Genomic DNA, 13,562 nt, shown 5'->3' on the forward strand with positions numbered 1-13,562 from the left:
GTGCTATCAGGCGCGCAAATCGCCCCTAACTTCAATGGCCACAAGCTTTTTTTCGGCCCTTAACTTTATATCTAACTTAAATACCTTACTAACGAAAGATAAAACCTTGTTATTGGGCCGGTGGATAACCACCGACCACCGACAGCACAAGCGTTTTTCAAGCCGTTCATCGCGTTGCTTTCCACCACGGAGGGCTGCGTCATGATCGTCGCCTTGCTCAACCAGAAAGGCGGCGTGGGCAAGACCACGCTCGCCACCCACATCGCCGGCGAACTGGCGATGCGCGGTCAGCACATCATCCTGCTGGATGCCGACCCGCAGGGTTCATCGCTGGACTGGACGCAGCGCAGAAGCCAGCAAGGCTTGCCCCGGCTGTTCAGCGCCGTGGGGCTCGCCCGCGAAACGCTGCACCAGGAAGCGCCGGAACTCGCCAGACGGGCCGATCACGTCATCATCGACGGCCCGCCGCGCATCGCCGCCCTGGCGCGCTCCGCGCTGCTGGCGGCCGAGCGCGTGCTGATTCCGATACAACCCAGCCCCTACGACCTGTGGGCCAGCGCCGAAATGGTCGCGCTGATCCGCGAAGCGCACGTCTTCCGGCCTGCGCTGCGCGCGGCCTTCGTCATCAATCGGCGCGTCAGCACCACGATCATAGGGCGTGAAGCCCGGCAGGCACTTGCTGAACAGCCGTTGCCGGCACTGCGCGCCGAGGTGCGCCAACGCATCGTGTTCGCCGACAGCGTGGCCGCTGGCCGACTCGCACGCGAGACGGCGCCGGACAGCGCCGCCGCGCGCGAGATCGCCGCACTGGTCGATGAACTGCTGCGGTGGCCGACATGAGCAAGGTTCGCAGCAAGCGTGTCGGCATTGGGGTGCGTCCGCCTGCGAATCCGCACGCCGAGGCGTGGATTCGCCAGGGCGATGCCGACGCGCTCAACAAGGGCGACCTCTACACCGCGCGCCTGACCCTCGACATCACGCCCGCGATGCGGGCGCGCATCAAGGTGTCGGCCTTCACGCAAGGCGTGACGGTGGCCGAACTGCTGCGCGGCCTGCTGGAACGGGAGTTCCCGGAGAACCTGCCATGAACGCATCTGCTTCGCCCGCCGAGAACGCGGCTGCGGCTGCGGCTGCGCCGCCGCCTTCGCCGCCGCCTTCGCTTTCGGTGCTGGCTGGCCAGGTCGGCAACGTGCCGCTGACCCACGTTTCACTGGCCTACATCGAACATCGCTTCAAGCTCTACCTGCGCTTCGGCGAACCGGCGCGTACGCTCCGGCTCGACCGCTGGCGGCGCTGCGCGGTGTTCCTGCCGGCGTCCCTGTTCTGCCGCATCCGCTGGCAGGCCAACGACTACGGCACGATCCGCTGGCAGCTCATGGTAATGCAAGCCTGCACGCCACTGGACGCCATGCAGCGCATTCCCGGCGTGCAGCCGGGCGCGCGCCTGCTGCTGCACGCTGAAGGCGAAAACCAAGTGCGCGCCGTACTGGAACGCATCGACGCCATCGAGGCGCTGGGCATCGCCGCCATCGACGTGTCGCCCGCGTACTGGCGCACGCTGGGCAACCGTCTGGCGGCACGTTTGCCGCTGCCTGAATACACCGCCGAGCGGCACGCCGCCTGGCTGGCCGGGAGGGCGCTGCCATGACGCACCCATCCGCCATGAGCGGCGCGGCCGGTATCCCGTCGCGTCCTCGCTCGCGCCGCCGCGCTCACCTCGTGCTGGCGGGGCTGACCGCCTGCGGCCTCGCTGCGCTGGCCTGGACATTCCTCGCGCAGCCGCAGCCGCGCCTGATCTACAACCCGTCCGACAGCGTGGCAGTTGGGTGGTATCGCGTGGAACCCCTTGACCACCGCGCTGACCTGCTGCCACGTCCGTTGTCCGTGGGCAGCATCGTGCTGACCACGCTGCCGCCAGATGTTGCCGCGCTGGCTGCACAGCGCGGCTACCTGCCGGTGCGCGTGCCACTGCTCAAGCGCGTGGGCGCCGTTGCGCCGCAGAAGGTGTGCATCGCTGGCGGCATCGTCCGCATCGACGGCGTGCCTTCAGCCGCCGTGCTGCCCGCTGACCGCTGGGGCCGGCCGCTGTCATCCTGGCAGCAATGCCGACAACTTCGTTCTGGCGAACTGTTCCTGCTCAGTGCGACCAATCCCGCGTCCTTCGACAGCCGTTATTTCGGCCCAATCAGCGCGTCTGCCGTGATCGGCGTCGCACATCCTGTCCGGCTGGAGACACGCCCATGATGGCCGCCGATTCGCTGCGCTTCAGCGTGCCATCCGGCGTGTCGTCCTGCTGGCCGTCACCGCGTCGTTGCGCGTGCAGTGCGGGCGCCGATCCTGCGTATCGAGCGCCGCACTTCGCGCTGTCTCCCCATGTGCAGGTGTCTTGCCTCGAACGTGCCCGGCCTGCGGCCGTTGCCGCGTTCGCCGGCGCGCTGGCTGCTTGTGCAGCAGCGCCGCCGGGCCGCCGCTGCCCGGAGCGACAGCGAGGGGCAAAGGCGGAAGGCAAGATAAAAGGTCGCGGCACTGCGTTGCGCGAAAAGCCAGTCTGCACAGGGGGGGGGCGCGGCACGCGCCGGGGAGCGGCACCGTGCCGCGAACAGCGCCAAGGCCGTATAGGCACTGGCGAAACCGGGTGCATCGCGCCCTCTGGCGCGCTGGACTGCGCCGGGGCCACCCCATGAGCCGGCGCAGCGGCGACGACGCCGACCGCTTCCGCATCCGCCCCGGCGCGTCCAAGGATCGCACGCAGTCGTTCGTCAACCGCGTGCTCAAGCAGGCCAGCAAGGCCGGCGCCAAGGTCGGCAAGGCAGGCCACCGTCCCGGTGCCCGGCTGGGGCGCGGGCACGTTGCCGCGCGCTTCGCCGGGCAGTCGCTGGGCGCCAATGCGCGGCGCGTCACCATCAAGACCCGGCTGGTGAATCTCGCCAAGGCCGGGCCGCGCTCGACCACCACCCATCTGCGCTACATCGAACGCGAAGGCGTAGACCGCCAGGGTGGGCGGGGCCGCGCCTACGGGCCGATGACCGACGACGCCGACCTGGCGACTTTCGAGGAGCGCGGCCGCGAAGATCGGCACCAGTTCCGCATCATTGTCTCGCCGGAAGACGCCGAACAGCTCGACGACCTGCGCACCTACAGCCGCCACCTGATGCAGCGCATGGAAGCCGACCTGGGCACGCAACTCGATTGGGTCGCCGTCGATCACTGGAACACCGACAACCCGCACACCCACATCGTGCTGCGCGGCAAGGACGATACCGGCAAAGACCTCATCATCGCCCGCGACTACATCGCCGAAGGAATGCGCCACCGCGCCGCCGAGCTGGCCACTGAATGGCTCGGCCCGCGCACCGAACTGGAGATCCAGCAGAGCATGGCCCGCGAGGTGGAGCAGGAACGCTGGACCGGGCTGGATCGCACCCTACAGCGCGAAGCGGTGAATGGCCGGATACGCATCGAGCGACTGGAAGCGCTGCCCCGTCTGCGCCGCCAGCGCCTGCTGCTGATCGGCCGCCTGCAACACTTGCAGCGCATGGGGCTGGTGCGCGAACCCGAGCCCGGCGTATGGGCCATTCACCCCAACGCCGAAGACACCCTGCGGGCGATGGGCGAGCGCGGCGACATCATTCGCACCATGCAGCGCGCAATGGGCGGCGGGCAGCGCGAGCTGGCGGTGTTCGAGCCGGACGAAGGCGCGCGCCCGGTTATCGGCCGCGTCGCCGCCAAGGGCCTGGCCGACGAGCTGTACGACAAGGGCTACCTGATCGTCGATGGCACCGACGGCAAGGCGCACTACGTCGCGCTGCCGCCCCGCACGGAGCTGGAGCAGTACCCCAGGGGCGCGGTGGTGGAAGTCAAAGGCGCGGCCGGCGTGCGAGCGGCGGACAAGACCATCGCCGCGCTGGCCGTCGATGGCCTGTACCACACCGACCAGCACCTGGCCCACGCCAAGGCGCAGGCCGTGCCCGGCCGCGACCCCGCCGAGGTGGTGGCCGCCCACGTCCGCCGGCTGGAAGCCCTGCGCCGCGCCGGCATCGTGGAACGCCTGGGCGAAGGTGTCTGGCAAATCCCGACCGACCTGCCCGAGCAGGGCCGACGGCACGACACCCAACGCCTGGGCGGCGGAGTGGCCGTGGAGATGAAATCGCACCTGTCCATCGAGCGCCAGGCCCGCGTGATCGGCGCCACCTGGCTGGACCAGCAGTTGATTGGCGGCGGCGAGGGCCTGGGCGAGTTGGGCTTTGGCAGCGACGTGCGGCAGGCGCTCCAGCAACGCGCTGACTTCCTCGCCGAACAGGGACTGGCCGAGCGCCGGGGGCAGCGCGTGATTCTGGCGCGCAATCTGCTGAGGACACTGCGCAACCGGGAACTGACGCAGGCTGCCAAGGACATCGCCACCGAAACCGGCCTGAAACACCGGCCCGTGGCCGACGGTCAGCGCGTGACTGGCATCTATCGGCGCTCCGTCATGCTCGCCAGCGGGCGCTACGCGATGCTTGATGATGGCATGGGCTTCTCGTTGGTGCCGTGGCGGCCAGTGATCGAGCGGCAGTTGGGGCGGCAGGTTTCCGCAGTCCTGCAAGGCGGTGCCGCGTCATGGCAAATCGGGCGTCAGCGAGGGGCTTCCATCACTTGACCGCGTACCGCAGATGCCTGGCTGAGGTGCCATCTTCGACACCACGGGGGCTAGGTTGCGAAGAAACCGATTGACGGTCGGTTTTTTGTGCGAGATACTTCATGCTCCAGTTAAGAGTTTGGGTTCAACAAGTTGACTAATCCCGATGTGCCGCCACTGGGCGACTTGGAAATTGCTGTGCTTGAAGACATCTGGCGCTTCGGTGCATCCGACGCCAAGACGGTCTATGAGCGCGTGGGGCGATCGCGCTCGATTGCGTTGAACACCGTGCAGTCCGCGTTGGAGCGCCTGTTTCGCAAACACATCCTGCAACGCGAGAAGATCAGTCATGCCTACGAATACTCGGCCAAACTGTCTCGCCCGGAGTTGATCCATAAATTGGTGGAGTCCACGGTGCGTCGCGTCGCAGGCCCTCAGCCGGATGCAGTGCTGTCAGCCTTCGCCGATCTCGCCGCGCGAGCGGACGACGACCAGCTCAAGCGACTGGAGGAAATGATTGCGCGGCGTCGCGCCGAACTGGATGAGAATTGATTGATGAGCCATGGGCAGCTACTTCAATTTGCGCTGCTGGCCGGATTCGTCCTGGCGATCACGCTCAGCCTGCTGATCGCTGTTTGTGAGCGTCCATTGCGCCGGTTGCTGTCCGGCAAGACACCCGCTCAACGGGCGCGGATAGCCTGGTGGATGCTGGTGACCCCTGCGCTGGCGGGTATTGCTTATGCGGCCATGACCGTCGCCATGCCATCGGTGTTCCATGGTTCGGATCGACTGGCCGAGGCTTGTTACCAGCACTCGGGCTCGCTCTTGCATTTGTGCATATGGCACCCGAGCGACAGTGGGCAAAGCCTCTTGTTATGGGGAGCGCTGGCGTTGTTGGCGGCGTATGCAGTCTGGCTGGCGACACGGGCGGCGCTGAGTCTTTGGCGTGCTCGACGGACCTTGACCGTGATGTTGCGCTTGAGCTGGCGCCCTGGACACCCGGACAAACTGCATGTACTTGAGGCCGATCAACCCATGGCGTTGGCCTGCGGTATCGGGCGTGGTCATATTCTGGTTTCGACCTCCTTGATGCAGCGGCTTGATCCAATGCAGTTGCGCGTCGTGCTGGCGCACGAGCAGGCGCACATCGCGCATCGCGATGTCCTGTACCGCTTGATTGCCATCGTGCTGTCGAGCATCCAGTTGCCCGGCACTCGCCGCCGGTTGCTGCGTAATCTGGAGCTTGCTCTGGAGCAGCGTTGTGACTTTGCCGCTGCAAATGCAGTGGGCTGTCCGCTGGTGGTGGCGGAAACCATTGTCGCGGTGGAGAAGATATTCAGGAACCATGCCAGGGAGCACAGGCCGCTGACGATGGCATTCTTCTCCGATTTCGTTCCCGAGCGCGTCGAGGCATTGCTGGCGCCTGAGCGCAAATCGGCGTCGTACCTGGGGGCGTTCCTCGGTTTTTGTGTGCTGGCGTTTTGCAGCCTGTCGACAGGCTGGCTGCACTCCTTGACCGAATCACTCATTTCCGTGCTGACAAGGTAGGCGCACATGGTTGCTTGTGGTGTTTTTTTGCTCAAAAAACCGATTGGTGATCGGTTTTTAGGTGTTTCTGCGCAAGCAAGACGGCATCACCGTCAGGCGGATTCATTTGTTCACTTATTGCTACTGTCGCGAGGGTTTTCATGAAGGTGCTTCGTTTAGTGGTGTGGGGGCTCGTCGGCATATGCGGCACATCCGTGGCCCAAGCTGCCGACCCCTTGCGACTGGAAGAGGCGGTCGCGCGCGCGCTGGCCTCCCATCCATCCATCGTCGCCGAAAGGGCTCAACTCCAGGCCGTGCAGGCTCGTGCGGATCGCGAGGGATTGCCGCCGCCCTACATCATTGGTGGCGAGGTTGAAAACGTCGCCGGTACGGGCAGTTTGCGCGGTGTCGATTCGGCCGAAACCACACTGCGCATTGGCCGGGTCATCGAACTCGGCGGCAAGCGTGAGGCCCGCCAGACGCTCGGCCGGGCCGAGGTCAGGGAGCAGGAGCACCGGGCCGATACGGTGCGAATCGACTTGGCCAGCCTGACCGCCACGCGCTTCATCGAAGTGCTCGCCAAGCAGCAGCGGTTGGAGTACGCCGAAGAACGTATCCAGCAGGCTGAGCATACCCGCCGCGAAGTCGCCGCTTGGGTCACGGCCGCTCGCAACCCCGAGTCGGATCTCCAGGCCGCCGAGATTGCCCTTGCCGAAGCGGAGCTGGATCGCGAGAGTGCGGAGCACGAACTCGCCAGTGCCAAGATGACGCTGGCAGCAAGTTGGGGCGCGCTGATGCCCGACTTTGGTGAGGTCGTCGGCGACCTCCAATTCTTGCCAACAGTGGAGCCGTTCGAGGCGTTGGCAGCCCGTCTGTCAATGACGCCCGAACTGCGGGCTGCACGCTTGCAGGCCGACACTATCGCTGCCCGAAGCCGGATTGCCGAGGCCAGTGCCAAGCCCGATATCGACGTCAGCCTGGGTGTGCGCCGCATGGAGGCTTTCAATGATCATGGTCTGGTGATGTCGGTGTCGGTGCCGCTGGGCAGTCGCACGCGCTCCGGGTACTCGGTGGCTCAAGCCAATGCGGAACTCGCCGCGCTGGAGGCCCGTCGCGACGCCGAGCGCTTCGAGCGTCATCAAGCGTTGTTCGAGCGTTACCAGGAACTGGTGCATGCGCGTCACGAACTGGAATCGTTGCGCACGAACATGATCCCCAAGGCTGAAAACGCGCTGGCGACCACCCGCCGCGGTTTCGAGGCCGGCCGCTTCTCCTTTATCTCACTGGCGCAAGCGCAGAAGACCCTATTCGATCTGCGCGCACGTGCCGTCGAAGCGTCCAGTCGTTATCACCTATTGCTGGTCGAGGTCGAACGCCTCACCGCCACCGTTGAGGACATGACCCTATGAACCGTCTGCTTGCCTTGTTTCTTCTCTGCCCGCTGTTATTGGCCGCTTGCAGCCCCAATGGCGACCACGCCCAGGATGCGGTGGGTATAGCCGCGAACGAAGACTATGAGCGCGGGCCGAACAATGGCCGGCTGTTGCGTGACGGCGATTTCGCGCTGGAGGTCACCATCTACGAGACCAATGCGCCGCCACACTATCGGCTCTACGCCTATCGGGGTGGCAGGCCGGTCGCACCCAACGAGGTCACCGCGATCGTTGAACTCTCCCGACTGGACGGTGAGGTCAACCGATTCACCTTCACACCGGAGAACGACTACCTGGCGGGTAGCGGCGAAGTAACCGAACCGCATTCGTTCGATGTCGCCGTGACTGCCGAGCAGGGTGGCAAGACCTCCACCTGGTCCTACGATTCCTACGAGGGGCGCGTGACCATCCCGGCCGCCATTGCCGAGGATGCCGGCATCAGGGTCGAGCCGGCCGGGCCGACCGCCATCCGCGATGTCGTGCGACTGATGGGCACCATTGAGCTGGATGCCAACCGGCACGCGGTGGTCAGGGCGCGCTTCCCCGGCATCGTGCGCTCCGTGAGCGTGCAGCAGGGTGAACGTGTCCAGCGCGGTCAGACACTGGCGGTCGTCGAAGGCAATGAGAGCCTGCGCACCTATTCCATCACCGCACCCTTCGATGGCGTGGTACTGGCGCGCAACACCAACGTCGGCGACGTGGCCGAAGCCGGCGCGCTGTTCGAGCTGGCCGACTTGTCGCAGGTGTGGATCGACCTGCGTGCCATCGGCACCGATGCCGACCTTCTGGAACCGGGGCAACCGGTGCGCATTCGCTCGGCGACGGGCGGCGCCACAACCGAGGCCACGATCGGAAGCCTGCTGCCAGTGGCCGGCACCGGCCAGAGTGTCATTGCCCGCGTCAGCATTCCCAACCCGGAAGGCCGGTGGCGTCCCGGCATGACCGTGGCGGCCGAGGTCACGGCGGGTTCGCGCGAGGTGCCGCTGGCGGTGAAAGAGTCGGGCTTGCAGCGTTTCCGCGATTTCACCGTGGTGTTCGCGCAGGTCGGCGAGACCTACGAGGTTCGCATGCTCGAACTCGGCGACCGTGACGGCGAATACGCCGAAGTGTTGGGTGGGCTCAAACCCGGTACGCCCTACGTGACCGAGCAGAGTTTTCTGATCCGCCAGGACATCGAAAAGTCCGGCGCCAGCCACGACCACTGAGGACGCAGATATGCTTGAACGCATCATTCGCGCGTCCATCGCGCATCGCTGGCTCGTCCTTCTCCTGGTGCTGGCCCTGTCAGCGCTGGGCATCTGGAACTACAACCGCCTGCCGATCGACGCGGTACCGGACATCACCAACGTCCAGGTGCAGATCAATACCGAGGCGCCGGGCTACTCGCCCATGGAGGCCGAGCAGCGCGTTACCTTCCCTATCGAGACCGCGCTCGCGGGCCTCGCCCGACTGGACTACACCCGCTCGATTTCCCGCTATGGGCTGTCGCAGGTGACCGTGGTCTTCGAGGACGGCACCGACATCTATTTCGCGCGGCAGCAGGTCGCCGAACGCTTGCAGCAGGCGTCCTCACAGATCCCGGTTGGCCTGAACCCCACGCTGGGTCCGGTGGCAACCGGGCTAGGCGAGATATTCATGTACACCCTGGAGCCGGAACCGGGCTACGAGGAAACATGGACGCCGACCGAATTACGCACGCTGCAAGACTGGGTGGTGCGCCCGCAGCTCCGGAATCTGCGGGGTGTCACCGAGATCAACACCATCGGCGGTTATGAACGCCAGTTTCACATCACACCCGATCCGGTCAGGCTGTTGGCTTATGGGCTGACCATGGGCGACCTGCTGGATGCAGTCGCGCGCAACAACGCCAATGTCGGCGCCGGCTACATCGAGCGCTTCGGCGAGCAATACCTGATCCGCGTCCCCGGCCAGGTGGCCGACATCCAGGGGCTGCGCCAGATCGTGGTGGCGACGCGCGACGGCCTGCCGTTGCGCATTGGCGATGTTGCCGACGTGATCGAGGGCAGCGACCTGCGGACCGGCGCGGCGACCAAGGACGGCGAAGAAATCGTGCTGGGCACCGTTTTCATGCTGATCGGCGAGAACAGCCGTGCCGTTGCCCAACGCGCTGCGGAGCGACTGGCGGAGATCGACGCCACATTGCCGGAAGGTGTGCGTGCGCACGCGGTCTATGACAGGACCAATCTGGTCGATCGCGCCATTGCCACTGTGCAGAAAAACCTTATGGAGGGGGCGCTGCTGGTGATCGCGGTGCTGTTCCTGCTGCTGGGCAACATCCGGGCCGCGCTGATTACCGCCGCAGTGATCCCGCTCGCCATGCTGATGACGATCACGGGCATGGTGCAGAACCGGGTCTCGGCCAACCTGATGAGCCTGGGGGCGCTGGACTTCGGCCTGATCGTCGATGGCGCGGTGATCATCGTGGAGAACTGTCTGCGCCGCTTCGGTGAGCGGCAACATCAGCTCGGTCGCCTGTTGACCCGCGACGAACGCTTCGATCTGGCGGCCAAGGCCGGTGCCGAAGTCATCAAGCCCGCCCTGTTCGGCATGTTCATCATCACCATCGTTTACCTGCCGATCTTTGCGCTGTCCGGTGTGGAAGGGAAGATGTTCCATCCGATGGCCCTGACCGTGGTAATGGCGCTGACCGCCGCGATGGCGCTGTCACTGACCTTCGTGCCGGCGGCCATCGCCATGATCGTCACCGGCAAGGTATCCGAGAAGGAAACCCGAGTGATGCGCGGCATCAGCCGCTTCTACGCGCCATTGCTCAAGCAGGTGATCAAGCTGCGTGTCGTAGTGGTCGCGGCGGCGGCAGTGCTGGTGGTGCTGTCGGCATTACTTGCAACACGCATGGGCACCGAGTTCATCCCGAACCTGGACGAGGGCGACATCGCCCTGCACGCCCTGCGCATCCCCGGCACCAGCCTGACCCAGGCGATTGGTATGCAACGTCAACTGGAGGACCGGCTCAAGATGTTTCCCGAGGTGGCGGAAGTGGTCTCCAAAATCGGTACCGCCGAGGTTGCCACCGATCCCATGCCGCCATCGGTAGCCGATACCTTCATCATGCTCAAGGATCGCAGCGACTGGCCCAATCCGCGCAAGCCGAAAGAGGAACTGCTCGCTGAACTGGAAGAAGCGGTCAGCGCGATCCCCGGCAGTAACTATGAGTTCCTGCAACCCGTGCAGATGCGCATGAACGAGTTGCTCGCCGGCGTACGTGCCGAGGTGGCGATCAAGGTGTTCGGCGACGACATGGAGCAACTGGCCGCGCTCGGCGCGCAGATCGAGGCCTTGGTCGAGAGCATTCCCGGAGCGGCGGACGTGGCGGTCGAACAGGTGACGGGCCTGCCGCTGATGACGGTCACGCCGAACCTGGAGGCGCTCGCCCGCTACGGCCTGGCGATCGACGACGTGCAACAGACCGTGGCGATCGCGTTGGGCGGGGCCGTCGCCGGCCAGGTGTTCGAGGGTGATCGCCGCTTCGACATCGTAGTGCGGCTGCCGGAAGCGCAACGTCAAGACCCGAAGGCGCTGGCTTCCCTGCCGATTCCGGTGCCGGCCGGTATCGCTGCGGGTTTGGGCCAGGCCGCCTACGTGCCACTCGGCCAGCTCGCGTCGATCGATGTGGCACCCGGCCCCAACCAGATCAGCCGGGAGAACGGCAAGCGCCGGGTGGTCGTCACCAGCAACGTGCGCGGGAGCGATCTGGGTTCGTTCGTGGAGGACGTACGCGAACAGGTGAACCGCCAGATCGAGCTGCCGGAGGGCTATTGGGTTGATTATGGCGGCACCTTCGAGCAACTCATCTCGGCCGGTCAACGCCTGTCGGTGGTGGTGCCCGTGGTGCTGGTCCTGATCTTCGGTCTGCTGTTCATGGCCTTCGGCTCGGGCCGGGATGCGGTGATCATCTTCAGCGGCGTGCCCCTGGCGCTGACGGGTGGCGTGGCCGCCTTGTGGCTGCGTGATATTCCGTTCTCGATCTCGGCGGGTGTTGGCTTTATCGCCCTCTCGGGCGTGGCGGTGCTCAACGGCTTGGTGATGGTGAGCTTCATCCGCAAGCTGCTCGACGACGGGCTGCCGTTGCAGGACGCCATCGTCAACGGGGCCATGACGCGCCTGCGCCCGGTACTGATGACCGCCCTGGTTGCGAGCCTTGGTTTCATACCCATGGCCATCAACGTCGGAACAGGCGCGGAAGTACAGCGACCGCTCGCCACGGTGGTCATCGGCGGCATCATCTCCTCGACACTGCTGACGCTGCTGGTGTTGCCGGCGCTGTATCGCCTCACACACCGAAACGCTGAGCGCGAGGAGGCGAAGCCGGCGTGACCTGGACGCCGATGGCGTCCGGCTCCGGCCCGGTCAGCCCGAACGACCGCCGGAGCCCGTTCGCCATGCGAGACACACGAGAACATCTGGAAATCAACATTGAGGTATGACATTCATGCACGAAAGACTTTTTGAAAGGGTGCCGGGCTGGTATCCATCCGCCTGGTACCGCGTGGCCCTGTTTCTTGCGGCCGTGGTGTTGCTTCTGTTTGCGAGCGCCAACGAGGCGTTGGCGCATGCTGTTGCCGAGGGTGACAAGGGTTATATCCAGGAGATCACAGGTGTCCACCTCATCTCCTTCGCTTACCTCGGCGCCAAGCACATGGCGACGGGTTACGACCACATCCTGTTCCTGCTGGGCGTTATCTTCTTCCTTTATCGGATGAAGCACATCGCCGTCTACGTCACGCTGTTCGCGATCGGTCATTCGACGACGATGTTGTTGGGCGTCTACTACAACATCGGCATCAACAGCTTTCTCATTGATGCAGTCATTGGCCTGTCCGTGGTCTACAAGGCACTCGACAACATGGGGGCTTTCCAGCGCTGGTTCGGATACCAGCCAAACACCAAGGCAGCCACCTTTATCTTCGGTCTTTTCCACGGTTTTGGCCTGTCCACCAAGATCATCGAATACGAAATTTCTCCAGACGGCCTGATACCTAACCTGTTGGCCTTCAATGTCGGTGTGGAAATCGGCCAGCTCCTTGCTCTGGGCGCGATCCTGATCGCGATGAGCTATTGGCGCCGCACGAGCAGTTTCTGGCGACATGCCTACACGGCGAATGCCGTGATGATGTCCGCAGGCTTCATTCTGGTCGGCATGCAGTTGACTGGTTACTTCGTTTCCTGATTTTTCTTAGAGAGGTTTTTACACATGCACAACTCCATGCCTACCCGTGCCGATCTTCCGAGTTCCCGCCAATTGCTGCGCTCCACGATCATCGCACTGATCGCAGCAACTGTCCTGCTGATAACGGTCGTCCTGCCGGCCGAATATGCGATCGACCCAACCGGTGTTGGGCGCGTACTGGGACTGACCGAGATGGGAGAGATCAAGGGACAGCTCGCCGAAGAAGCCGCTGCCGACGCCGCCAGGGATGCGGCCCTGGCCGCGGAGCAGTCGGCATTTGCCACAGCGCCGGCTACCGTCGCTGTCACATCACCCGCCCAGCCCGTGGAGGATGCCACCTGGCGCGATGAGATGCGCGTCGTACTCCAGCCCGGCCAAGGTGCCGAGGTGAAACTCAGCATGAAGACCGGCGAGCAGGCGCAGTTCAGTTGGGTTGCCGAAGGCGGCGTGGTGAATTTCGACACTCATGGCGATGGCGGCGGGCAGTCGATCAGCTACGAGAAAGGGCGTGCAGTGCCCGCCGATGACGGTGTACTCGAAGCCGCGTTTGACGGTAACCACGGCTGGTTCTGGCGCAACCGAGACAGTGCTGACGTGACCGTGATCATTCGTACCCGAGGCCAGTACACGGAAATGAAACGTGTCCTGTGATTCGGCAACTGACATGGACTCCAGTCCCATGTACTTCGGTATCCCTGCCACACGCCATGCGTCTGGCAGGAGCCGGGGTGTCTGTAAACCCGATCCCGGTGTGTACACCGGATTCAATTATCAG

Annotated in this window: 12 protein-coding genes; all 12 read left to right on the forward strand. The window is 64.6% G+C overall.

Features of this window, described 5'->3' with window-relative positions; all coding sequences use genetic code 11:
• Positions 1-201 precede the first annotated feature (201 nt).
• The gene (gene parA / locus H6X51_RS06620) at positions 202-840 is read left to right on the forward strand and encodes a ParA family partition ATPase (RefSeq protein ID WP_185266733.1); all 639 of its coding nucleotides are present in this window, start codon (positions 202-204) and stop codon (positions 838-840) included.
• On the forward strand, positions 837-1,088 hold the full coding sequence (locus H6X51_RS06625; protein WP_185266734.1) for a chromosome partitioning protein ParB: 252 nt from the start codon (positions 837-839) through the stop codon (positions 1,086-1,088). The genes parA and H6X51_RS06625 overlap by 4 nt, the downstream gene beginning before the upstream one ends.
• A complete protein-coding gene (locus H6X51_RS06630; RefSeq protein WP_185266735.1) occupies positions 1,085-1,648 on the forward strand; it encodes a DUF2840 domain-containing protein in 564 nt (187 codons plus the stop codon). The genes H6X51_RS06625 and H6X51_RS06630 overlap by 4 nt, the downstream gene beginning before the upstream one ends.
• Positions 1,645-2,244 (forward strand): S26 family signal peptidase, encoded by a 600-nt coding sequence (locus H6X51_RS06635; protein ID WP_185266736.1) that lies wholly within the window; start codon positions 1,645-1,647, stop codon positions 2,242-2,244. Before H6X51_RS06630 ends, H6X51_RS06635 begins: the two co-directional genes overlap by 4 nt.
• A gap of 436 nt (positions 2,245-2,680) precedes the next feature.
• Positions 2,681-4,639: a relaxase/mobilization nuclease and DUF3363 domain-containing protein gene (locus H6X51_RS06640; protein WP_185266737.1), complete on the forward strand. Its 1,959-nt coding sequence runs from the start codon at positions 2,681-2,683 to the stop codon at positions 4,637-4,639.
• A 132-nt stretch (positions 4,640-4,771) separates the two neighbouring features.
• Positions 4,772-5,170, forward strand: a complete 399-nt coding sequence (locus tag H6X51_RS06645; RefSeq protein WP_185266738.1) for a BlaI/MecI/CopY family transcriptional regulator — start codon at positions 4,772-4,774, stop codon at positions 5,168-5,170.
• A 3-nt stretch (positions 5,171-5,173) separates the two neighbouring features.
• Complete coding sequence (locus tag H6X51_RS06650; protein ID WP_185266739.1) at positions 5,174-6,166, forward strand: M56 family metallopeptidase; 993 nt, start codon at positions 5,174-5,176, stop codon at positions 6,164-6,166.
• 140 nt (positions 6,167-6,306) lie between these two features.
• Positions 6,307-7,554, forward strand: a complete 1,248-nt coding sequence (locus H6X51_RS06655) for a TolC family protein (protein ID WP_185266740.1) — start codon at positions 6,307-6,309, stop codon at positions 7,552-7,554.
• A complete protein-coding gene (locus H6X51_RS06660) occupies positions 7,551-8,783 on the forward strand; it encodes an efflux RND transporter periplasmic adaptor subunit (protein ID WP_185266741.1) in 1,233 nt (410 codons plus the stop codon). Before H6X51_RS06655 ends, H6X51_RS06660 begins: the two co-directional genes overlap by 4 nt.
• A 10-nt stretch (positions 8,784-8,793) precedes the next feature.
• Positions 8,794-11,934 carry an efflux RND transporter permease subunit gene (locus H6X51_RS06665; RefSeq protein WP_185266742.1) on the forward strand — a complete coding sequence of 1,047 codons (3,141 nt, stop codon included), beginning with the start codon at positions 8,794-8,796 and terminating at the stop codon, positions 11,932-11,934.
• A gap of 115 nt (positions 11,935-12,049) precedes the next feature.
• Complete coding sequence (locus tag H6X51_RS06670; protein ID WP_235991256.1) at positions 12,050-12,787, forward strand: HupE/UreJ family protein; 738 nt, start codon at positions 12,050-12,052, stop codon at positions 12,785-12,787.
• Between the two features lie 24 nt (positions 12,788-12,811).
• A complete protein-coding gene (locus H6X51_RS06675) occupies positions 12,812-13,438 on the forward strand; it encodes a transmembrane anchor protein (RefSeq protein WP_185266744.1) in 627 nt (208 codons plus the stop codon).
• Positions 13,439-13,562: the final 124 nt, after the last annotated feature.

This window comes from Halopseudomonas xiamenensis (genome assembly GCF_014219065.1).
In the GTDB taxonomy this organism is placed as follows: domain Bacteria; phylum Pseudomonadota; class Gammaproteobacteria; order Pseudomonadales; family Pseudomonadaceae; genus Halopseudomonas; species Halopseudomonas xiamenensis.

What these genes read in the sequence shown, in the direction of transcription:
- parA (WP_185266733.1), top strand. Translation starts at nt 202, where the DNA reads ATGATCGTCGCCTTGCTCAACCAGAAAGGCGGCGTGGGCAAGACCACG.
- H6X51_RS06625 (WP_185266734.1), top strand. Translation starts at nt 837, where the DNA reads ATGAGCAAGGTTCGCAGCAAGCGTGTCGGCATTGGGGTGCGTCCGCCT.
- H6X51_RS06630 (WP_185266735.1), top strand. Translation starts at nt 1,085, where the DNA reads ATGAACGCATCTGCTTCGCCCGCCGAGAACGCGGCTGCGGCTGCGGCT.
- H6X51_RS06635 (WP_185266736.1), top strand. Translation starts at nt 1,645, where the DNA reads ATGACGCACCCATCCGCCATGAGCGGCGCGGCCGGTATCCCGTCGCGT.
- H6X51_RS06640 (WP_185266737.1), top strand. Translation starts at nt 2,681, where the DNA reads ATGAGCCGGCGCAGCGGCGACGACGCCGACCGCTTCCGCATCCGCCCC.
- H6X51_RS06650 (WP_185266739.1), top strand. Translation starts at nt 5,174, where the DNA reads ATGAGCCATGGGCAGCTACTTCAATTTGCGCTGCTGGCCGGATTCGTC.
- H6X51_RS06655 (WP_185266740.1), top strand. Translation starts at nt 6,307, where the DNA reads ATGAAGGTGCTTCGTTTAGTGGTGTGGGGGCTCGTCGGCATATGCGGC.
- H6X51_RS06660 (WP_185266741.1), top strand. Translation starts at nt 7,551, where the DNA reads ATGAACCGTCTGCTTGCCTTGTTTCTTCTCTGCCCGCTGTTATTGGCC.
- H6X51_RS06665 (WP_185266742.1), top strand. Translation starts at nt 8,794, where the DNA reads ATGCTTGAACGCATCATTCGCGCGTCCATCGCGCATCGCTGGCTCGTC.
- H6X51_RS06670 (WP_235991256.1), top strand. Translation starts at nt 12,050, where the DNA reads ATGCACGAAAGACTTTTTGAAAGGGTGCCGGGCTGGTATCCATCCGCC.
- H6X51_RS06675 (WP_185266744.1), top strand. Translation starts at nt 12,812, where the DNA reads ATGCACAACTCCATGCCTACCCGTGCCGATCTTCCGAGTTCCCGCCAA.